The sequence below is a fragment of the Lysobacter dokdonensis DS-58 genome, from assembly GCF_000770795.1.
Lineage (GTDB): Bacteria > Pseudomonadota > Gammaproteobacteria > Xanthomonadales > Xanthomonadaceae > Noviluteimonas > Noviluteimonas dokdonensis.
Map to the genome: position 1 here is coordinate 1 of NZ_JRKJ01000001.1, position 21563 is coordinate 21563.

20 protein-coding genes are annotated in these 21563 nt (G+C 68.3%); 13 read left to right on the forward strand and 7 right to left on the reverse strand.

The features are described 5' to 3' along the window. The 11 genes from LF41_RS00005 to LF41_RS00055 form a co-directional block, all read left to right on the forward strand. On the forward strand, nucleotides 1-381 hold a 381-nt coding region (locus LF41_RS00005), incomplete at its 5' end, for an OmpA family protein (RefSeq protein ID WP_036164203.1). 322 nt (nucleotides 382-703) lie between these two features. After that, on the forward strand, nucleotides 704-922 hold the full coding sequence (locus LF41_RS00010; protein ID WP_036164207.1) for an HP1242/YdcH family protein: 219 nt from the start codon (nucleotides 704-706) through the stop codon (nucleotides 920-922). A 115-nt stretch (nucleotides 923-1037) separates the two neighbouring features. Beyond that, complete coding sequence (locus LF41_RS00015) at nucleotides 1038-2420, forward strand: pyridoxal-phosphate dependent enzyme (protein ID WP_036164209.1); 1383 nt, start codon at nucleotides 1038-1040, stop codon at nucleotides 2418-2420. Nucleotides 2421-2468: 48 nt separating this feature from the next. Further along, on the forward strand, nucleotides 2469-3641 hold the full coding sequence (locus LF41_RS00020; protein WP_036164211.1) for a cystathionine gamma-synthase: 1173 nt from the start codon (nucleotides 2469-2471) through the stop codon (nucleotides 3639-3641). 3 nt (nucleotides 3642-3644) lie between these two features. After that, complete coding sequence (locus LF41_RS00025; RefSeq protein ID WP_036164213.1) at nucleotides 3645-4475, forward strand: ABC transporter permease; 831 nt, start codon at nucleotides 3645-3647, stop codon at nucleotides 4473-4475. Then, entirely contained in the window at nucleotides 4465-5835 is a 1371-nt protein-coding gene (locus tag LF41_RS00030) for an ABC transporter ATP-binding protein (RefSeq protein WP_052115981.1), read from the forward strand. The genes LF41_RS00025 and LF41_RS00030 overlap by 11 nt, the downstream gene beginning before the upstream one ends. 4 nt (nucleotides 5836-5839) lie before the next feature. Beyond that, the gene (locus LF41_RS00035) at nucleotides 5840-6445 is read left to right on the forward strand and encodes a methyltransferase domain-containing protein (RefSeq protein ID WP_084073173.1); all 606 of its coding nucleotides are present in this window, start codon (nucleotides 5840-5842) and stop codon (nucleotides 6443-6445) included. Continuing rightward, nucleotides 6442-7743 carry a class I SAM-dependent methyltransferase gene (locus LF41_RS17075; protein ID WP_052115982.1) on the forward strand — a complete coding sequence of 434 codons (1302 nt, stop codon included), beginning with the start codon at nucleotides 6442-6444 and terminating at the stop codon, nucleotides 7741-7743. Before LF41_RS00035 ends, LF41_RS17075 begins: the two co-directional genes overlap by 4 nt. Nucleotides 7744-7745: 2 nt before the next feature. Continuing rightward, nucleotides 7746-11108, forward strand: coding sequence for a glycoside hydrolase family 99-like domain-containing protein (locus LF41_RS00045; protein WP_052115983.1), 3363 nt, complete (start codon nucleotides 7746-7748; stop codon nucleotides 11106-11108). After that, nucleotides 11105-11947: a class I SAM-dependent methyltransferase gene (locus LF41_RS00050; RefSeq protein WP_052115984.1), complete on the forward strand. Its 843-nt coding sequence runs from the start codon at nucleotides 11105-11107 to the stop codon at nucleotides 11945-11947. Before LF41_RS00045 ends, LF41_RS00050 begins: the two co-directional genes overlap by 4 nt. Further along, nucleotides 11947-12501 carry a hypothetical protein gene (locus LF41_RS00055; protein WP_036164214.1) on the forward strand — a complete coding sequence of 185 codons (555 nt, stop codon included), beginning with the start codon at nucleotides 11947-11949 and terminating at the stop codon, nucleotides 12499-12501. Before LF41_RS00050 ends, LF41_RS00055 begins: the two co-directional genes overlap by 1 nt. Nucleotides 12502-12510: 9 nt before the next feature. Here the strand turns inward: LF41_RS00055 and LF41_RS00060 are convergent, their stop codons facing one another. Genes LF41_RS00060 through LF41_RS00090 form a run of 7 tightly spaced genes read right to left on the reverse strand, consistent with a single transcriptional unit; the run spans nucleotide 12511 to nucleotide 19852 of the window. Continuing rightward, entirely contained in the window at nucleotides 12511-14508 is a 1998-nt protein-coding gene (locus LF41_RS00060; protein WP_036164216.1) for a hypothetical protein, read from the reverse strand. Beyond that, complete coding sequence (locus LF41_RS00065) at nucleotides 14505-15473, reverse strand: glycosyltransferase family 2 protein (protein WP_036164218.1); 969 nt, start codon at nucleotides 15471-15473, stop codon at nucleotides 14505-14507. Before LF41_RS00065 ends, LF41_RS00060 begins: the two co-directional genes overlap by 4 nt. Nucleotides 15474-15482: 9 nt before the next feature. Next, nucleotides 15483-16124 carry a class I SAM-dependent methyltransferase gene (locus tag LF41_RS00070; protein WP_052115985.1) on the reverse strand — a complete coding sequence of 214 codons (642 nt, stop codon included), beginning with the start codon at nucleotides 16122-16124 and terminating at the stop codon, nucleotides 15483-15485. Continuing rightward, entirely contained in the window at nucleotides 16121-17089 is a 969-nt protein-coding gene (locus LF41_RS00075; protein ID WP_036164219.1) for a lysylphosphatidylglycerol synthase transmembrane domain-containing protein, read from the reverse strand. Before LF41_RS00075 ends, LF41_RS00070 begins: the two co-directional genes overlap by 4 nt. Then, the gene (locus LF41_RS00080) at nucleotides 17086-18156 is read right to left on the reverse strand and encodes a glycosyltransferase family 4 protein (RefSeq protein ID WP_036164221.1); all 1071 of its coding nucleotides are present in this window, start codon (nucleotides 18154-18156) and stop codon (nucleotides 17086-17088) included. Before LF41_RS00080 ends, LF41_RS00075 begins: the two co-directional genes overlap by 4 nt. A gap of 8 nt (nucleotides 18157-18164) precedes the next feature. After that, entirely contained in the window at nucleotides 18165-19106 is a 942-nt protein-coding gene (locus LF41_RS00085) for an electron transfer flavoprotein subunit alpha/FixB family protein (protein WP_036164223.1), read from the reverse strand. Next, nucleotides 19106-19852, reverse strand: a complete 747-nt coding sequence (locus LF41_RS00090; RefSeq protein WP_036164225.1) for an electron transfer flavoprotein subunit beta/FixA family protein — start codon at nucleotides 19850-19852, stop codon at nucleotides 19106-19108. Before LF41_RS00090 ends, LF41_RS00085 begins: the two co-directional genes overlap by 1 nt. Before the next feature lie 130 nt (nucleotides 19853-19982). Here LF41_RS00090 and LF41_RS00095 point away from each other — a divergent pair, with 130 nt between their 5' ends. Together LF41_RS00095 and LF41_RS00100 are read left to right on the forward strand one after the other, a co-directional pair. Then, nucleotides 19983-20693, forward strand: coding sequence for a CoA transferase subunit A (locus tag LF41_RS00095; RefSeq protein ID WP_036164228.1), 711 nt, complete (start codon nucleotides 19983-19985; stop codon nucleotides 20691-20693). Beyond that, nucleotides 20693-21325 carry a CoA transferase subunit B gene (locus tag LF41_RS00100; RefSeq protein ID WP_036164229.1) on the forward strand — a complete coding sequence of 211 codons (633 nt, stop codon included), beginning with the start codon at nucleotides 20693-20695 and terminating at the stop codon, nucleotides 21323-21325. The genes LF41_RS00095 and LF41_RS00100 overlap by 1 nt, the downstream gene beginning before the upstream one ends. The last annotated feature ends 238 nt before the right edge of the window (nucleotides 21326-21563 follow it).

A 21563-nucleotide genomic window follows, 5' to 3' on the forward strand; every position in this document is an offset into this window, starting at 1 on the left:
GTCGGAGACCTGCCGCCGTCGAAGCGTTCGGGCGGCGCCGAGGTCTTCACGCTCGGCGGCGACGCGTTCGCCTCGGGCAAGGCGACCTTGTCGTCGAAGGGCGCATCGAGCCTGCGCGCGCTGGCCGCGTATATCGCCGCCGCGCCGACCGGCAAGATCCGCATCGACGCTTTCACCGACGGGCAGGGCGAAGCGGCCGCGAACAAGGAGCTCTCGCAGCGCCGCGCCAACGCGGTGCGCGACGCCCTGGCCGCCGGCGGTGTTCCGAAGTCGCGGATGCAGGCCACCGGGAAGGGTGAATCGTCTCCGATCGCCAGCGACGACACCGCCGCGGGACGCGCACGCAACCGCCGTGTCGAGATCATCGTCGCAGACAAATAACCTTTTATTTTCAGCATCTTGACGCCGTCTTGCCGGTTGTCGGCAAGCGGCGGCAAATCATCGAACGTCCCCTTGCCGAGTCTCGGGGAGGGGAGTAGCGTCAATTCCCCGGGCACCTCGCGTACCCGGCCCTGAAGAGACGATGCCGATGACGCAAACGCCAGCATCCGAGGAGCGTGCCGCCGGACCCAGCGTCCGGGCGGGCGCCGGATGCAATGCCACGGCGGCCCGCGCAACCATCGACCTTCACCCTTGGACGCCCCGTGCCGCCCGGCCCGGGGCGTTCGCGTTTCATGCGTAGTGCGATCCACAGGAGGCTGACATGTTCGAAGGGCAACCGCAGGCGGAACTCGATGCGTTGATGAAGAGCAACCAGGAGTTCAAGACCCTGTACCAGCGCCACAAGGAACTCGACAAACAAGTGCTCGACGCCGAACTCGGCGTGCTCGCCGTCGACGATCTGACCTTGTCGAAGATGAAGCGCGAAAAGCTCGCTGCGAAAGACCGCCTCGTGTCGATGTACGACAACGGACGACACTGACGCGTCCACGATCCCAGTCGGGGCGGCACCGGCGTCCTCGTCCGCCGGTGCCGCCCTCGGCGATAATCGCCCGCTCCGCCGCGCGACGCGGCCGTACCCGCAGGGCGACACCCGCATGCCGATCCACCAATCCGTGCTCGAACTGATCGGGCAGACGCCCGTCGTGCAGGCCCAGCACCTCGACACCGGCCTTTGCACGCTGTTCCTCAAGCTCGAAAGCCAGAACCCCGGCGGCTCCGTGAAGGACCGCATCGGCGTGTCGATGATCGAAGCGGCCGAAAAACGCGGCGACATCAAGCCGGGCGACACCCTCGTCGAAGGCACCGCCGGCAACACCGGCATCGGCCTTGCGCTCGTCGCGCAGCAGAAGGGCTACAAGCTCATCCTCGTCGTGCCCGACAAGATGAGCCGCGAGAAGATCTTCAACCTCAAGGCGATGGGCGCGCAGGTCGTACTCACGCGCAGCGACGTCGCCAAGGGCCATCCGGATTACTACCAGGACATGGCCGAACGCATCGCGCGCGAAACGCCCGGCGCGTACTTCATCAACCAGTTCGGCAATCCCGACAACCCGGCCGCGCACGAGTTCGGCACGGGCCCCGAGATCCTGCAGCAGCTCGACGGCGACCTCGACGCCATCGTCTTCGGCTGCGGCAGCTCCGGCACGATGACCGGCTTGTCGCGTTGCTTCGCGCAACACTCGCCGAAGACCGAGCTGATCCTCGCCGACCCCGTGGGCTCGATCCTCGAGGAATACATCAACCGCGGCACGTTGTCGGACAAGTCGGCGAGTTGGATGGTCGAAGGCATCGGCGAAGATTTCCTCCCGCCGATCTCCGATTTCACGCGGGTGAAGCAGGCCTACGCGATCGCGGACAAGGAAAGCTTCCTCACCGCGCGCGAGCTGTTGTCGAAGGAAGGCATCCTCGGCGGTTCGTCCACCGGCACGCTGCTCGCCGCGGCGTTGCGCTACTGCCGCGAACAGACGACGCCCAAGCGCGTGCTGGTCTTCGTCTGCGACACGGGCAACAAGTACCTGTCGAAGATGTACAACGACTACTGGATGCTCGACAACGGCTTCCTCGAGCGCGAAACGCACGGCGACCTGCGCGACCTGATCCTGCGTCCGTATTCGCGCAAGGACACGGTGGTGGTCGCGCCGACCGACCTGCTCGTCACCGCCTACCAGCGCATGAAGCTCTACGACGTTTCGCAGTTGCCCGTGATGGACGGCGAGAAGATCGTCGGCATCGTCGACGAATCGGACGTGCTGCTGCACGTGTACGGCAACGAGGACCGCTTCCGCGACCCGGTGTCCACCGCGATGGTCTCCAAGCTCGACATCCTCGACGTGCGCTCGCCCGTGGAATCGCTGCTGCCGGTCTTCGACCGCGGCCACGTTGCCATCGTGACCGAGGGGTCCCCCGAGGGCGGGCGGTTCCTCGGCCTGATCACGCGCATCGACCTGTTGAACTGGCTGCGCCGTCGGGTGCAGTAAACAAACGATGGGCTAGACTTCCGGGCTAACTCGACAGGCAGGCACGACATGACGGACCAGGGTCGCGGGAACAACTACGGACGGGGCACCCTGGCGATCCACGCGGGCCAGTCGCCGGACCCGTCGACCGGCGCCGTCATGCCGCCGATCTACGCCACCTCCACGTATGCGCAGTCCAGCCCCGGCGAACACCAGGGCTTCGAGTACTCGCGCACGCACAACCCGACGCGCTTCGCGTACGAGCGCTGCATCGCCGGCCTGGAAGGCGGCACGCGCGGCTTCGCGTTCGCTTCGGGCCTGGCGGCCACCTCCACGTTGCTGGAGATGCTGGACAGCGGCGACCACGTCGTCGCCATGGACGATGTCTACGGCGGCACGTTCCGCTTGTTCGAACGCGTGCGCCGCCGTTCGGCGGGCCTGGATTTCAGCTGGGTCGACCTCACCGACCCGGCGAAGTTCGAAGCGGCGATCCGCCCGAACACGAAGATGGTGTGGATCGAAACCCCCACCAACCCGCTGCTGAAGATCGTCGACATCGCAGCCATCGCGAAGATCGCGAAGCAGCGCGGCCTGCTGGTCGTCGTCGACAACACCTTCTCCTCGCCGATGGTGCAGCGCCCGCTGGAACACGGCGCGGACATCGTCATGCACTCGGCGACGAAGTACCTCAACGGCCACAGCGACATGGTCGGCGGCATCCTCGTCGTCGGCGACGACGCCGAGCTCGCCGAGAAGCTGGCCTTCCTGCAGAACTCCATCGGCGCGGTGCAGGGCCCGTTCGACAGCTTCCTCGCGCTGCGCGGCCTGAAGACCTTGCACCTGCGCATGCGCGCGCACAACGAGAACGCCCTCGCGCTCGCGCAGTGGTTGGAATCGCAACCGGCCATCGAGCGCGTCGCGTATCCGGGGCTGGCCTCGCATCCGCACCACGCCCTGGCCAAGCGCCAGATGGACGGCGCGGGCGGCATCGTCACGATCTTCGTGAAGGGCGGGCTGGAGGCGGCGAAGCGCTTCTGCGAGCGCACCGAATTGTTCACGCTCGCCGAATCGCTCGGCGGCGTGGAAAGCCTCGTCAACCACCCGGCGATCATGACGCACGCGTCCATCCCGCCGGACCGCCGCGCGCAACTGGGCTTGTTCGACAACCTCGTGCGGCTGAGCGTCGGCGTCGAGGACGTCGAGGATCTCCGTCGCGACCTGGGCGCTGCGCTGGGGTCCTGACCGATGCACGCGCATGCGCGCCGCCGCACCGGCCTGGGGGAACTGATCGCCAGCGCCTGGCGGCATCGCGAACTCACGGCCTCGCTGTCCAGGCGGGAAGTCGTCGGCCGTTACCGTGGCTCGGTGATCGGCATCGCCTGGTCGTTCTTCAATCCGCTGCTGATGCTCGCGGTCTATACGTTCGTCTTCTCGGTGGTGTTCAAGGCGCGCTGGGGCGTGGCGCTGGAAGACGCGCCGGGCGGATTCGCGCTCATCCTGTTCGTCGGCATCATCGTGCACGCCATCCTGGCCGAGTGCCTGGGCAAGGCGCCGGCGCTGATCCTCGGCAACGCGAACTACGTCAAGCGCGTGATCTTCCCGCTGGAAGTGCTGCCGTGGGTCACGGTGTGGTCGGCGTTGTTCCATGCGGGCATCAGCACGCTGGTGCTGATCGTCGTGCGCGCGCTGCTCGTGCAGTCGGTGCCGTGGACGGTGGTGTTCTTCCCGCTCATCCTCGCACCGTACGCGGTGTTGCTCCTCGGGCTGACCTCGTTGCTCGCCGCCATCGGCGTGTACGTGCGCGACATCGCGCAGATCGTCGGCATCGTCACCGCCGCGATGATGTTCCTCGCGCCGGTGTTCTATCCGATCACCGCGATCCCCGAAGCGTATCGCCCGCTGCTGTACCTCAACCCGGTGACGTGGGTCGTCGAGCAATCGCGCGCGGTGCTCATCGCCGGGCAGATGCCGGACTGGACGGGCTTCTGCATCTATTCGCTCGTCGCCATCGCGGTGGCGTGGTTCGGATTCTGGTGGTTCCAGCGCTCGCGCGTGGGGTTCGCCGATGTCCTGTGAACCCGTGCCCGGGGTCGCCGAGGCAGGCAAGCAGGCGCCGCTCGCCGTGCGCATGCAGGGCGTGTCGAAGAACTACCACATCTACGACAACCCGAAGGACCGCCTGAAGCAGGCGATCGTGCCGCGCATGCAGCGCCTGTTCGGCGCCCGGCCCGCGCGCTTCTACCGCGACTTCTGGGCGCTGCGCGACATCGCGCTCGACGTGCGCCACGGCGAAACGCTCGGCGTGATCGGCCGCAACGGTTCGGGCAAGTCGACGTTGCTGCAGATCCTGTGCGGCACGCTGACGCCGACCGAAGGCGACGTCGACGTGCGCGGCCGCGTGGGTGCGCTGCTGGAACTGGGCTCTGGCTTCAATCCCGAATTCACCGGCCGCGAGAACGTGTATCTCAACGGCGCGGTGCTGGGCATGACGCGCGAGCAGATCGACGCGCGCTTCAGCGACATCCTCGCATTCGCCGACATCGGCGAGTTCGTCGAGCAACCGGTCAAGACGTATTCCAGCGGCATGTACGTGCGCCTGGCCTTCGCGGTCATCGCGCATTGCGACGCGGACATCCTCGTCATCGACGAAGCACTGTCGGTCGGCGACGTGTTCTTCGCGCAGAAATGCATGCGCTTCCTGCGCAAGTTCCAGGAGAACGGCACGGTCGTCTTCGTCAGCCACGACGCCGCGGCCGTGCGCAACCTGTGCGACCGCGCGATCTGGCTCGAGCACGGGCGCATGCGCATGGAAGGCGACGCCAAGGCCGTGACCGAGGCCTACCACGCCTCCGCGTACGGCGAGACCGTGCGCGTGGTCTCCGCACCCGTGCGCGATTCGGCGGCGGACGCCGCGTCGGTCGCCAGGCTCGGCGCGGCCGCGGTGCCCAATCCCATCGAAGTGTTCCGCTTCGACCCGGGCGCGGGCTTCGGCGACGGCACCGCGACGATCCGCTCGGTACAGCTGCTCGATGCCACCACGCGCGAAGCCCTGTCCTTCGTGCAGGGCGGCGAAGACGTCACCCTGCGCATCGAGGCCGAAGCGCTCGATGCGCTGGACAGTCCGATCCTCGGCTTCCTGTTCAAGGATCGCCTCGGCCAGGTGCTGTTCGGCGAGAACACCTGGTCGACCTATCGCGACCGGGCGGTGCCGATCGACGCCGGCGCGCGCCTGAGCGCGGAGTTCGACTTCCGCATGCCGATCCTGCCGGCGGGCCGCTATTCGCTGGATGTCGCGGTGGCGAACGGCACGGTGCTCGAACATCGCCAGGCGCAATGGATGCACGATGCCTTCGTGCTCGAATCGCATGCCTCGGGCGTCACGACGGGCCTGGTCGGCCTGCCGTTCCCGGGCATCCGCCTGCAATCGGAGGAATGACGGCGTGCACGTGAGTTCCTACGAACACATGCAGGACCTGGTGGCGCGCTATCTCGACCGCGGCCGCGCGCTGTCGGTCATCGACATCGGTTCGCAGGATGTCAACGGTTCGTATCGCCCGTTGTTCGAACACCCGGGCTGGTCTTACACGGGCGTGGACCTCGAAGCCGGCAACAACGTCGACGTCGTGCTGGCCTCGCCGTATCGGCTGCCGATGGCCACGCGTTCGGTGGACGTGGTGGTCTCGGGCCAGGCCTTCGAGCATGTCGAATTCTTCTGGGTCACGTGGCTGGAAATGCTGCGCGTCCTCAAGCCGGGCGGGCTGATCCTGCTCATCGCCCCGTCGCGTGGCTACGAACACCGTTATCCGCAGGACTGCTGGCGCTTCTATCCCGACGCCTGGCGCGCGCTGGCGAAGTTCGGCGCCTGCGAACTGGTCGAGGTGACGACCGACTGGGCGCCGCACCCCGACCCGAGCAGCGCCGACTGGGGCGACACCGTCGGAGTCTTCCGCAAGCCGCCGATGCGCTGGTTCCACCGCGCCAGGCGCATGATGGGGGCGTGGGGTTTGCGCCAACTGGTCCAGGACGTCGATCGGGGCACGCCATGAACACGGTCACCGCCATCGCGCACGCGCACTTCCGTCCCAACGCCAGCCTGCTGTCGCGGCCGGACCACCTGCCGCCGAGCGCATGGACGGGCCACATTCCCTTCGCGATGTGGCTGGTCGAAGCCTTGCGCCCGCGGATGCTGGTGGAACTGGGCACGCACCACGGCGCTTCGTACCTGGCGTTCTGCCAGGCGATGCGCGAGAACGGCGTCGAAGGCCGGTGCCTCGCGGTGGACACATGGGCTGGCGACGAACACGCAGGCGCCTACGGCGACGAAGTCCTCGACACGCTGCGCCGCTACCACGACCCGCGTTACGCATCGTTCTCCGAATTGCTGCGCACGACGTTCGACGAGGCCGCCGACGCGGTCGCCGATGCGTCGGTCGACGTGCTGCACATCGATGGCCTGCACACCTACGAGGCTGTGCGCCACGATTTCGAAACCTGGCGGGGCAAGCTCTCCGATCGCGCCGTCGTGCTCTTCCACGACACGCAGGTGCGCGAGCGCGGCTTCGGCGTGTGGAAGTTCTGGGACGAGGTGCGCGCGCGCTTCCCGTCGTTCGAATTCGCGCACAGCCACGGGCTCGGCGTGTTGCTCGTCGGCGCGCAGGCGCCGGAGGCCGTGCGCGCGATCACCCGCATGGACGCCGACGAACGCGCGCAAGTGCAAGCGTTGTTCGAGCGCCTCGGCGAAGGCCTGTGCGACCGCGCGCGCGCCGAGGAAGCCGAGCGCGCCGCGGCGGGGCACCACGACGGCGTGGTCGCCTATCGCACGCATGCGCAGGCACTCGAAGGGCGCGTGGACGAACTTCAGGGCGAACTCGCCGGCCTGCGCCCCCACGCGCACGCGCTGGAACAGCAAGTCGAATCGCTGCGCCACGCCGTCGCCGGCCTGCGCGACGACGTCGCCTCGCGCCAGCACGGGCTCGACGAATACCGCACCCACGCGCAGGCGCTCGAAGTGCACGTGGCGGCCTTGCAGGCGCAGGTCAACGAAGTCCACGCGCACCTGGCGCATGCGCGCGAGACGCTCCAGGCGCAGGCCGCCGAGCGCGAACGCACCGCGCAGGCGCACGCGCACGCCGTCGCCGAAATGGCGCAACAACACGCAGCGACCACGCAAGCGCTCGCCAACGACCACGCGCGCGCGATGGAAGACATGGCCCACCGTTTGTACGAATCGCATCGACAGACCGTGGCGCTCAACGCCGAACTCCAGCAGATGCGGCAATCGCGCAGCTGGCGCGCGACCGCGTGGCTGCGCCGGTTGTCGTCGCTGGCGCGAGGCAAGGCGTAACCATGTTGAAGCAGACCCTCGGGCGCTGGTTGCACGCGCTGTACGCGCGTTCGCCGATCAGCTGGGAAACCCGGCTGGCGATCAAGGACCGCCTGTTCACGTGGCTCGCGCCGCTGCTGCGCCACACCAACACGTATCAGCGGTGGCTCGAACACCGCACCGATCCCGTCGAAGCCGGGCAGCGCAACGATGCGGAAGTGCGCGAGTCGGAACTGCGCATCGACGCACGCTGGTCGCAGGACAACGACACGCTCGTCGAATATGTCGCCGGCGCGATGCGCCAACCGTTCCCGCAACCCACGCACGTGGCGATCACCACGCAGGCACCGCCGTCCGCACTCGCGGCGAAGGCCATCGCCTTCTACCTGCCGCAGTTCCATCCGATCCCGGAAAACGACGCGTGGTGGGGCCGCGGTTTCACCGAGTGGACCAACGTGTCGAAGGCCGTGCCGCAGTTCGTCGGCCATGACCAGCCGCGCCTGCCCGGCGAACTCGGCTTCTACGACCTGCGCGTGCCCGAGGTGATGCGACGCCAGGTGGAACTGGCACGCACGTACGGCGTGCACGGCTTCTGCTTCCACTACTACTGGTTCGCGGGGCGGCGCTTGCTGGAGCGTCCGCTCGACCAGTTCCTCGCCAGCGATATCGAGTTCCCGTTCTGCGTGTGCTGGGCCAACGAGAACTGGACGCGCCGCTGGGATGGCGCCGAGCACGACATCCTGCTCGGCCAGGTGCACAACGACGAGAACGACGAAGCGTTCATCCGCGACCTGCTGCCGCTGCTGCGCGACCGCCGCTACATCCGCCTGGGCGAGCGGCCGCTGATCGTCGTGTATCGCCCGTCGTTGTTGCCGCAGTGCGCGCGCACCCTGGAGCACTGGCGCGACGTCTGCCGCAAGGAAGGCATCGGCGAGGTGTTCCTCGCGATGGCGCAGTTCGATGTCGACGATCCGCGCGAATACGGCTTCGACGCCGCCATCGAGTTCCCGCCGCACAAGGTCGCGCGCGGCCTGCATCCGATCAACTGGAAGCTGAAGGTCGTCAACCCCGAGTACGCGGGCCACGTCGTCGAATACGCCGACGTCGTCGAACAGGCGTGCCATTGGCCGGAAGCCGACTATCCGTTGATCCGCGGCGTGTTCCCCTCCTGGGACAACGAAGCGCGCAAGCCGGGGCGCGGGTACGTGTTCGCGAACTCGACGCCCGCGCTGTACGGGCGCTGGCTCGAAGATGCGATCGCGCACGCGAACGAGCATCCCGTCGAAGGGGATGCGGTCGTTTTCATCAACGCGTGGAACGAGTGGGGCGAAGGCGCGTACCTCGAGCCCGATCGCCGCCACGGCTATGCGTACCTGCAGGCCACGCGCGATGCGCTGGAACAGGGCATGGCGCGCGAGGATGGCGTCGTCGTCGTGTCGCACGACGCGCACCCGCACGGCGCGCAATACCTTGCGTTGCACCTGGCCCGCGAGCTCAAGGCGATGCGCGTGCCGGTCGAACTGATCGTGCTCGGCGAGGGGCCGCTGCTCGACGACTATCGCGACACCGCGCCGACCGCCGTCCTCGCGGGCGCGGACGACGCCACGTTCGCCGCCGCCGCACGCGCATTGCGCCGGCGCGGCGTGCGCGCGGCCCTGGTCAACACGCTCGCCAGCGGCCACTTCGCGCGGTTCCTCCGCGAGGAAGGCATCGACGTCGTCGCGATGGTGCACGAGTTGCCCGGCGTGATCGAAGAATTCGGCCTGCAATCCAACGCGCGCGCACTCGCCGAATACGCGGGCCGCATCGTGTTCGCCGCGCCCGCGGTGGAGGCGGGGTTCGCGCAGTTCGCGCAGCTGCAGGGCGGCCAATCGGCGATCCGCCCGCAGGGGCTCTACAAGCGCAACGCGCGCCGCGATCCCACCGAACGCGCGCGCGCGCGACAGGAGTTGCGTGCGTCGCTCGGGCTGCCTGCCGATTGCCGCATCGTGTTGTGCGTGGGCTATGCGGACAAGCGCAAGGGCGTCGACCTGTTCCTCGATGCCGCGGCGAAGATCGGCAAACGCGATCCGAAGGCGTGCTTCGTCTGGATCGGCCACGTGGACCGCACGCTCGAGTCCGACATCCACGCGCGCATCAAGCGCTACGGGCTCACCGGGCGCGTCCATTTCCCGGGGCGCCGCACCGACACCGACACGTGCTACGCGGGCGCCGACGTCTACGCGCTCACCTCGCGCGAAGATCCGTATCCGTCGGTCGTGCTGGAAGCCTTCGACGCGGCGCTGCCCGTCGTCGGGTTCGCGGGTTGCGGCGGGCTCGATGCGCTGGTGCGCGACCATGGCGCGCTCGTGCCGATGGAGGATGTCGATGCGATGGCCGACGCGGTGTGCGCGCTGCTCGGCGACGACAAGCGCCGCGAAACGCTCGGCCTGCGCGCACGCGACCTGGTCGCCGCCGACTACGCCTTCCGTTCCTACGTGCTCGATCTGCTCGGCTGGACATCGCTGCGCAAGCCGAAGGTCAGCGTCGTCGTGCCGAACTACAACTACGCACGCTTCCTGCCCGAACGGATGGCGTCGATCACCGGGCAGACCCTGCCGGTGTACGAGATCCTCGTGCTCGACGATGCGTCCACCGACGACAGCCTCGCGGTGCTCGCGCGGTTGCAGGCGGCTTCACCCGTGCCCGTGCGCGTCGTCGAAGGTGCGCGCAATTCCGGGTCGGTGTTCCGGCAGTGGCAGCGCGGCGTGGAGCTGGCGCGCGGCGACTACGTCTGGATCGCCGAAGCCGATGACCTGTCCGAACAGGACTTCCTCGAACAGGTGCTGCCGCCGCTGATCGCCGGCGAAGCCGTCATGGCCTACGCGCAGTCGCGGCAGATGGACGCCGACGGCGGCGTGCTCGCCAACGATTACCTCGATTACGTCTCCGAGTTCGGCGCCGACCGTTGGCGCGCGCCGTTCCTCGCGACGCTCGGCGAAGAACTCGAACGCGGCCTGGCGGTGAAGAACACCATCCCCAACGTCAGCGCCGCCGTGTTCCGCCGCGACGTGTTGCGCGACGTGCTGACGGAGGACCTCGACGCGATCTGCGATTACCGCATCGCGGGCGACTGGCTGGCCTACCTGCGCGTGCTGGAACGCGGCAAGCTTGCCTTCATCCCCGCATCGCTCAACCTGCATCGCCGCCACGCACAAGGCGTCACGCTCGGCGGCGACCTGCGGCCGCACCTGGACGAAGTGATGCGCATGCAGGACTACGTGCGCACGCACCATCCGATCAGCGAGATCGCACGCGCACAGGCGAGAGCGTACGCCGAGCGGCTGCATCGCCAGTTCGGCCTGGACGGGCAACCCCAAGACATCTGGACCAAGGAATCGAAATGACGAACACCGTCTCCACGGAAGAGTGGACCCGCCGCGTGATCGCGAGCATCGACGCGCCGCAGTCGAGCCCGCACGGCGATCCGCTGCCGCACTTCCCCGACGCCACGTTGCAGGCCAACACGACCGGTTTGTCCGGCGAGGCCGCCGTGCGCCAGGCCGCGGGCTTCCACGACGATGTCGTCGGCGCGATGGCGCGCGCGGGCGCGCCGCTGCGCCCGGGCATGCAGGTCCTCGATTTCGGCTGCGGCTGGGGCCGCATCAGCCGCATGTTCCTGCGCGAAGTGTCCGCGAACGACCTGCACGGCATCGACGTCGATCCGGACTTCATCGCGCTGTGCAAGCAATTGTTCGGGTCGGAGCGCTTCAGCACCTGCGCGCCGATGCCGGATGGCGCGCTGCCTGCGCAAGGGTTCGATCTCGTCGTGGCGTACTCGGTGTTCTCGCATCTCTCGCAGGCCGCGGCCACCGCATGGCTGGACGAGTTCCACCGCATCCTGAAGCCCGGCGGGTTCGTGGGCTTCACCACGCGCCACGAATCGTTCTTCGCGTACCTGGAATGGGCGCGCAACACGCCCGGCGTGCAGGGCTACACGAAGGCCCTCGGCGAGTTGTTCGACGACACCGCCGTGCCGATGGCCGCGTTGCGCCGCGGGGAATTCGTGCACGCGACCGCCATGGGCGTGTCGGGCGGCGGAGTGCGCAACGAATCCTTCTACGGCGAAAGCTGGATCCCGCAGGCGTGGCTCGAACGCGAATACGGCGATCGTTTCGAAGTCGTCGCCGCGTGCTTCGACCCGACCAAGTACGACCAGATCGGCTTCGTGCTGAGGAAGCGCTGATGACCAGGTCCCCGCTGCTGTTGTCGATTCCGCTGTGCGTCCTCGCGCTCGGTGCGTGCAAGCCGACGGACAAGCCCGTGGATTTCACGCCGACCGGCCCGCAGGCCGGCAAGGTCGAGCGCGCGGGATTGCTGCAACCGTCCGCGCTGTTGCCGAGCCAGAGCGCGATCCAGGGCTCGGGCGGGCGCTGCAACATCGAGCGCATCGATCCGGGCACGTTCGGCCCCACGCCCCTGCCGATCTCCAAGGCCAAGCCGGTGCGCGTGGTCGGGTGGTTCGCGGACACCGAGTTGAAGGTGGTTCCCGCGACGGTGGAATTGCGCCTGGTCGACGACCAGCACGCGTGGAAGATCGCGGTGACGCCGAACCTCCCGCGCAGCGACGTGCAGGGCGTGCTGGGCGGCGACACGGCGTACGCGGCGACCGGCTATGCGGCGGTCGTCGATTTCTCGACGGTGCCCGACGGCACGTATCGCTTGTTCACGGTGTTCACGCGGCAGCGGCAAGCGTCGTTCGCGTGCGACAACGGGCGCCAGGTGACCATCGGCCCCTGACGGTCCGCTTCAATGCGCGAAGCCGATGCTCCGCACGAGCATCGCGTTCTGCTGCGTCTTCTCCCACGCCAGGTCGAAGACGTTGTCGAGCAACAGGCGCACCCGCACGTTGCCCGGGCGCGGCTTGCAGTCCAGCTTCAGGTAGAACTGCTTCCAGCCCGGGTGCTCGAACGCGAAGGGCATCGGGGGGCAGCCGTCGACGATGGCGTGCCCGCGCAGGAGCGCCTTGCGCAGGTACCAGCGCGGTTCGGCCATGTGCGCGGCGAATGCGAGGTCGGCCTGGTTGCCGTAACGCAGCAACACTTCGCTGTCGCTCCACGCCATGCGGCCGCCGACGGACGCGTCGTACGGCAGATAGCCGCGCGCCAGCGGGTAACCTTCCGGCGCCGCGAAGTCGACCCAGGGCTGCGCCGACGATTGATCGGCCGCCGCGAACGGATCGTTCGGATGCGCGAAATCGAGTTCGTACACCTGCCCATACGGGTTGTCGCGCATCAGCTTGCGGTACGGATAGCGCGCGAGGATCGGGTCGATCACGCCGACGGCGTAGGCCTGCCGGTCCGCGACGAGATACGCCGGCGCGCGCTGCAACAACCCGATGGGATAGTCGGTGAGATCGTAGAACGGGCGATCGGAATACAGCTGCACCACCGGCGCGGAAAACCAGCCCCACCCGAAGACGAGGCGATCCTTCGGCAACCCGGACACGACCTTCGCGGCCCATTGCGCGGCCTGGCGTTCTTCGGTGGGCGTGGTGCGCAAGGCTTCCTTCGGCAGGGAGCGCCACACGAACGGCACGAACACCGCGGCCAGCCCGATCGCGATCGCCGCATGCACCACGCGGCGCGCAACCGCCTGCGGCCGCAACGCGGCGCAGGCATGTTCGATCAACCCCATCGCCCCGAGCATCGCGAGCGCGATCAGTGCGATGAACAGGTAACGCAGCCACACCTTGTCGTCGGGCACCATGCCCAGCCACCACGGGATGTACGCCGCGGCGATGAGCGTGAGCCCGAAGGTGATCCACGTGCGCGTGCCCGCACCTGCGGGACGCAGCACGCGGCGCGCGAGCACGACCGCCGCCGACAGCAACGGCAACGCGAGCAACCCGGCGGTGCCGAACCAACGGCGCTGCAGCTCGACGCCGAGCGTGCCGAAATGCCGCGGCACCTTGTCCATCCAGGTGACCTGCGCCACGCGCGGCACGGCGCCGGACTGGTTGCCGATGCGTTCGAACTGCAGCGCCCACCAGCGTCCGTAATCGCCCGCGCCCAGCCAGTACAGGCGCCACGCTTCGAGCGCCACCACCGGCACGAGCGCGCCGACGCCGAAGGCGATGCACGCGCGCACCAGGTCGCGCACCCGCTGCCCCGGCGGCGCATCCATCACCACGCGCGCGACCAGCAGGCAGGCGATCGCCGCGAACTGCACCACGCCGACGACCTTCGTCGCGATGGCCAATGCACCGAGCGCGCCTGCGAAGAACGGACGCTTCCATCCGCGCGTATCGAGCCGCGCCGGCCAGGCGAGCACCATCATCGCGCCCAGGCCGAAGCACATGGTCGCGACTTCGCCGTAGCCGTTGAGTGCGTATTGCGACAGGTGCGGCAGCGACAACACGAAACACGCCGCGACCAGGCCCGCGACCCACGTCGTCGCGCGCGCGACGATCGCGACGATCAGCGCCAGCAGCACGCACAGGAACAACAGGTTGGTGGCCTGGCTCTGTACCGGCCCGACGCCCGCGATCTTGTACACCGCGGCGCCGACGATGAAGAAGGGTTCCTTGCTCTGCACCGCCGGCGGATAGAACAGGGCCTGATGGTAGCGGCCGCGCGGCCCTTCGCCGTTGGCGATCGACTTGGAGACTTCCAGGTTCATGCCGCCGTCGAACTCGATGTTCTCGGTGGCCGCGTACGACGCCACGCCGAGCCACTGCCACCCGATCACGAGCAGCAACGCAACGGACAACACCCAGGTCCAGCCGCGCGGGGCGCGGGCGATCATGCGCCGCCGTCCTCGTGGCGGTCGGCCAGCGAGGTTTCGATGCGGTGCAGGCGCACGCTCACGCGCTCGAGCAGCTTGCGGTTGGCGGAGATCATGTCCGCGAGGAACGCCACCACGAGCATCAGCGCGCCGAGCAGGATGCACAGCACGGCGAACACGAGCGATTGCACGTGGCCGGTGCCGTTCCCGCCGAACCAGTACCACAGGAAGCGCGCCGACACCGCGGCGCCGAGCAGGATCAGCAGCGTTGCCGGCCAGACGAAGAACACCAGCGGGCGATAGATCACGAAGATCCGCAGGATGGTCACGAGCGACCGCTGCACGTAGCTCGGAATGCTCTTGACCAGGCGCGAGGGGCGCAGGTCTTCGTTGGTGCGGATCGGCACCGAGACCACGCGCATGTTGCTCACGCCCGCCTGGATGATCGTTTCCAGCGTGTAGGTGTAGCCATTGAACACGTTCAGGCGCATCGCGGCTTCGCGCGAAATCGCGCGGAACCCGCTCGGCGCATCGGCCACTTCGGTATGGCTGGCCACGCGCACCGCCCAACTGCCGATGTGCTGCAGCTTCTTCTTCACCCAGCCGAAGTGCACGGTGTCGTCGATGGGGCGCGCGCCGATGACCATGTCCGCGCGGCTTTCGAGGATCGGTGCGACGAGCGCCGGGATGTCGTCGGCGTTGTATTGGTTGTCGGCATCGGTGTTGATGATCACGTCCGCGCCGAGCGCCAGGCACGCGTCGATGCCCGTCATGAAGGCCGCCGCCAGGCCGCGGTTCACCGGATGGCGGACCACGTGGTCGACGCCGAGGGCCTTGGCGTGTTCGGCGGTGCCGTCGGTCGAGCCGTCGTCGATGACGAGCCATTCGACGCGGTCGAACCCGGGCACTTCGCGAGGCAGTGCGTTGATCGCCACCGCGAGGGTGCCGCTTTCATTCAGGCAGGGGACCTGGATGATCAGCTTCATGCGAGGGCGTCAGTCGCGGCGGTAGAGGAAGAAACGCACGGGCAGGCCGCGATCGGCCCTGACCGGCGGCGGCAGCATGGCTTCCTCGGCTTCCATCCGCGTGAAGCCGGGGAACCGGCGCGCGATGTCCGCCGCCACGTCGCGATGGCGCACGTGCGCGATGCCGGTCGCGGGCATGTCGGCGCTGGTGGAGTAGACGATCACGAAGCGCTCGCCCGCGGCGAACAGGCGCGCGAGATATTCGTCGTACACCGCGTCTTCGACCAGGTGGAAGATCACGTCGATGGACATCGACGCATCGGCGCGTTCACCCGCGTAGTCGTCGACGGAGACGAACCGCTTGGTCGCATCGCCCTCGAACAGGTCGCGGCACTGTTTCAACACGGTCTGGCTGACGTCCACGCCGATGTAGGCGGGCACGTGCAGCATCTTGAGCTGGTGGCCATCGCCGCATCCGAATTCGATCGCGCTGCGCACGTCCTGCGCGCGGAAGAAGTCGTTGAGCACGCGCGCCTTGTAGTCGGCGGCCACGCCGCGCGAGCCTTCGCCCGAATGCCCGCCGAGGCGATAGCGCGTTTCCCAGTAGTTGCGCGAACCGCGGAACCCCAGGAGCGGTGCCAGCCGACCGAAGAGCGCGAAGAGTCGATTCATCCGGTCCGATTCCTTTCAGTGGACGAGGGGGCCTGCATCGCCGACAACGCACCGCCCGCGAGGAAGATCAGCAGGTCGGCCGCGATGTTGCCGATGCGCGAGAGCGTCGCGACCGCCAACACGACGTCCGGCGGGCACGCAGGCGATGCGAGCAGCACGAAGGCCGATTCGCGAACGCCCAATCCCCCCGGTGCACCCGGCAGCAGGAATCCTAGCACCCACGATAACGCGTACGCCCGGGCGAGGAGCGCGAAGGTCGGCAGGTCCATCGGCATGAATGCGGAGGCGATGCACGCAACCGCGACGCCGTTGGCGACGTGCACGAACACGTAGCAGGGCAGCGCGCGACGCACCGCGGGCCATGTCGGCGCCGCGCGCAGCACGAACCCGCGCCACGCCGATCCTCCGTTCCCCGCCAGCGCCGTGCGGTGGCGATTGACGAGCGCGAGCACGCCGAAGCCGCCCAGCAGCGCGGCGATGAGCAGCCCGATGTGATCGTGCGCGGATGCCGTGTGCGGAACCGCGTAACTCGCAACGCCGACGATGACGGCCGCTGCGACGACGAGCGCGCCTTCATGCAGGATCGACAGCGCGGTGGTCGCCGCCGGAATGCCGAGCGCGCTGCGTGCGAGCGCGACGCGGCCGACGTGGTGCCCGATGTTGCCGGGGACGTACTTCGCGATCTGCGTCAGGCAGAAGATGCGCAACACCGTGCGCGGCGGTGCGCTCGCCACGCCGAGCGCGCGCAACAACGCGCGCCATGCGGGCACGGTCGCCATCGCGGCGAGCAGGAAGAACACCGCCGACAGCGCGGTTTCGCCGCTGGCCGCGCGCAACATCGGCCACAGCGACGCGCCGCCGCGCGTGAGCGTCGCGTGCGCGAACACGGCGAGGAACACGATCGAAGCGAGGAAGAAGCCCCAACGCAGGAGCGGGTAGATGCGGCGCCACGGGCCGCCCGTCATGCGCGCGCCGCCAGTACGGCGAGTGTGTCGCGCGCGACGCGGTCCCAGGTCGCGTGTTCGAGGATGTGCGCACGTGCGCGCGTCCCGAATGCGATGCGTTCTCCGGCCGTCCATCGCGCGACGCGATGCAGGCACGCGACCCACGCGTCCGCATCGCCCGGCGGCAACAGGAACCCGGTGACGCCATCGGTCACCGCATCGGGCAGGCCGCCGCATGCGGACGCAAGGATCGGCGTGCCCACGGCCGGGGATTCCAGCGCCGCGAGGCCGAAGCCTTCGTCCTGCTCGTTCGCCTGGGGTCGCACGTTGGGCATGATGCACGCGATCGCGGTGGCGCGCAGCGCCTGCAAGGCCGCGGGGTCGAGCGCGCCGACGTAGCGGATGCGTGCATCGCCCTCGAGGCAGGCCCGTTCTTCGGCGTCCCATACGCCGCCGGCGACGACCAGTTCGAACGTCGGGTCCAGCTTCGGCCAGACCGTGCGCACGAACCACGACAGGCCCTTGTAGCGGATCAGGCGGCCGGCGAAGACCAGGCGCATCGCGCGCGGCTGTTGCACGAGGGCGTCATCGGCCGGCGCGTGCGTCGCCAGGGGGACGACCACCGACGCCGGCAACCCGCGCATCGCGGCTTCGTCGCGAATGGCGCGGCTGTTGGCGACCGTCGCGTCGATCGCGCGCGTGCCCACGACGAACGCGCACAACGCGCGATACAACGTCGGCACGAGGCCGCGCTGCCGCATGAAGTAGAGATCGTTGCCGTGCAACTGCACGACGGTGCGGATGCGGCCGAACGTCGCGAGCTTGGCGACGATGGCCAGGGTGGCGAGCGCGAAATCGCCGAGCAACACCGCTTCGTAGCGCCGGCCGTGGCGCACGAGCGCCCACGAGGCCGATGCGAAGAACGCGGCCATCTGCGCCAGGCTCGGGCGACCGATGTGGTCGCTCGCCGGTTTCAGCAAATCGACGTCGGCGCCCGACGCCACGCACGCGGCATGGAATTCCTTCGACCAGGTTTCCATGCCGCCCACCGACGGCGGGAATTTGCGCGTGACGAAGAGCGCCCGCATGCGCAGGCTCAGCCGAGCGCCTGTTCCAGTTCCGGGAGCAACTTGAACAGATCGCCGACCAGGCCGATGTCCGCGATTTCGAAGATCGGCGCTTCGGGATCCTTGTTGATGGCGACGATCGTGCCCGCGTCCTTGATGCCGGTCAGGTGCTGGATCGCGCCGCTGATGCCGACGGCGACATACAGCTCCGGCGCGATGATCTTGCCGGTCTGTCCGACCTGCAGCTCGTTCGGCACGTAGCCTGCGTCCACCGCGGCGCGCGAGGCACCGACACCCGCGCCGAGCTTGTCGGCGAGTGCGTAGACGATCTTGAAATTCTCCGCCGAACCGACACCACGCCCGCCCGATACGACGCGCTTGGCGCTCTGCAGGTCGGGACGATCGGACTTGCCGGCCGCGAGGTTGCCGTAACGCGTGTGCGTCGGCAGCGCCGCATCGACCGAGGCCTGTTCCACCGACGCGCTGCCGTCGCGCGCCACTTCCGGCCACGAGGCCGTGCGCACGGTGGCCACGACCGGACGGCCCTGCGGCGCTTCGACGGTGACGATCGCGTTGCCCGCGTAGATCGGGCGCTTGAACGTGTACGCGCCTTCGACCGACATGACATCGGACACCTGCGAGACGCCGAGCAGCGCGGCGACACACGGCATCAGGTCCTTGCCGAAGGTGGTGCTGGGGCCGAAGACGTGCGTGTAACCATCGGCGAGCTTGGCCACCTGCGGGGCCTGCACCTGCGCGATGGCGTTCGCGTTCGCGGCGTTGCCGACCCCGATGACGCGCGCGACGCCCTGCAACTTCGCGGCTTCCGCGGCGACGCCCGAGGGATCGGCGGCGAGCACGACGACGTCGATCGATTCGGGGTTCAGCGCCTTCGCCGCGGACACGCACTTGGCGGTGGCGGCGTTGAGCTTGCCGTCGAGATGTTCGGCGACGATGAGGACCTTGGCCATCAGAGCAACCCCTTCGCTTTCAGTGCGGCGACCAGTTCGGCCGCGTCCTTGACCATCACGCCCTTGCTGCGCTTGGCAGGCGGTGCGTAATGCGTGGTCTTGAGTTCGTCGCCCGCGTCGACCGCGAGATCGCCGAACGGAATGGATTCGAGCGGCTTGCTCTTGGCCTTCATGATGTCCGGCAGCTTGATGAAGCGCGGCTCGTTGAGGCGCAGGTCCGTGGTGACGACGGCGGGCAGGTCGACTTCGAGCGTTTCCAGGCCCGCGTCGACTTCGCGCACGACCTTGGCCTTGCCGCCCTCGACGTCGAGCTTGGAGGCGAACGTCGCCTGCGGGCGGCCCCATAGCGTGGCGAGCATCTGACCGGTCTGGTTGGCGTCGTCGTCGATGGCCTGCTTGCCGAGGATGACGAGGTCGGGCGATTCCTTTTCCACCAGCTTCAGCAGCGTGCGCGCGGCGGCCAGCGGCGAGATGGGGCCATCGGCGACGACGTGGATCGCGCGATTGGCACCCATCGCCAGGCCGTTGCGCAGGTGCGCCTGGGCGTCGGCGGGGGCGATGGTGGCGACGATCACCTCGGTGGCGATGCCCTTGTCGCGCAGGCGGAGCGCTTCTTCCAGCGCGATTTCGTCGAAGGGGTTGGCGGAGAGCTTGACGCCGTCCGTCACCACGCCCGAGCCATCGGGTTTGACCTGGATGCGGACGTTGTAGTCCACCACGCGCTTGTAGCCGACGAGGATCTTCATGGGGGGCAGGGCACCGATGAGCGAAAGCGAACCGCGATTTTAGCCCGGCCGGGGTGGCCGGTGGACGAAAGTCCGATGGGCGCAGGCACGCCAGGCGCTAGAATCCTTCGCTCTTTGCACCGGAGGCCCCATGGCCGGCAACAAGGTATTCCCCGACGCGGCCGCGGCGCTGGCCGACCTCGTCGCCGACGGCCAGACCCTCGCGGTTGGCGGGTTCGGCCTGTGCGGCATCCCCGAAGCGCTCATCGCCGCCCTGCGCGACACCGGTGCGAAGGGCCTGACCGTGGTGTCCAACAACGCGGGCGTCGACGGGTTCGGCCTGGGCCAGCTGCTCGCCACCCGGCAGATCCGCAAGATGATTTCGTCGTACGTCGGCGAGAACAAGGAATTCGAACGGCAGTACCTCGCCGGCGAACTCGAACTCGAATTCAACCCGCAGGGCACGCTGGCCGAACGCCTGCGCGCCGGCGGCGCGGGCATCCCCGCGTTCTTCACCCGCACCGGTTACGGCACCGTGGTCGCCGACGGCAAGGAAACGCGCGAGTTCGACGGCCAGCACTACGTGATGGAAACCGCGATCAAGGCCGACGTCTCGCTGGTCAAGGCGTGGAAGGCCGACAAGGCCGGCAACCTCGTCTTCCGCAAGACCGCGCGCAATTTCAATCCCGCCGTCGCGATGGCCGGCAGGACGTGCGTGGCGGAAGTGGAGCAGCTCGTGGAAATCGGCGACATCGACCCCGACCACGTGCACCTGCCCGGCATCTACGTCGACCGCATCGTCGTCAACGCGACCCCCGAAAAGCGCATCGAACAGCGCACCGTCCGCCAGGGAGGCGTGTGATGGCCTGGACCCGCGACCAGATGGCGCAGCGCGCCGCGCAGGAACTCACCGACGGCGCGTACGTCAACCTCGGCATCGGCCTGCCGACGCTCGTGGCCAACTTCATACCCGACGGCATGGACGTGTGGCTGCAATCGGAGAACGGGCTGCTCGGCATCGGGCCGTTCCCGACCGACGCCGAAGTCGACGCCGACCTGATCAACGCCGGCAAGCAGACGGTCACCGCGCGCGAAGGCGCCAGCTACTTCGGCAGCCACGATTCGTTCGCGATGATCCGCGGCGGCCACATCGACCTGGCGATCCTCGGCGCAATGCAGGTCACAGACACGGGCGACCTGGCGAACTGGATGGTCCCCGGCAAGATGGTCAAGGGCATGGGCGGCGCGATGGACCTGGTCGCCGGCGTGAAGCGCGTCGTCGTGCTGATGGAGCACACCGCGAAGAACGGCGAACACAAACTGCTCTCGCAGTGCACGCTGCCGTTGACCGGCGTGGGCGTGGTGAACCGCGTGATCACCGACCTGGCGGTGCTGGACGTGACGCCCGACGGGCTGAAGCTCGTCGAACTCGCCCCCGGCGTGACCCCGGCCGAACTGGCCGAGAAGACCGGCGTGACCGTCCACGCAGCCTGACGCGTTCAGGCAGGCGGGCGCCGCAGCGCGGCGCTCGCTGAACCCGGAGCGTCACTTCCGGTAACCGATCCGTAACCGATCGCCTCGCGCAGGCCATTTGTGATGGCGGGCGGCTTGCGTCTGCGTGCGGACAGGGATAATTCTTAGGCGACCCGGAGCCAGGACGGCTCCGCGCACGCCGCATCAGGGGACCGTCTCCCAACGGTTCGCGGCGCGACACCACTCCAACGGGAAATCA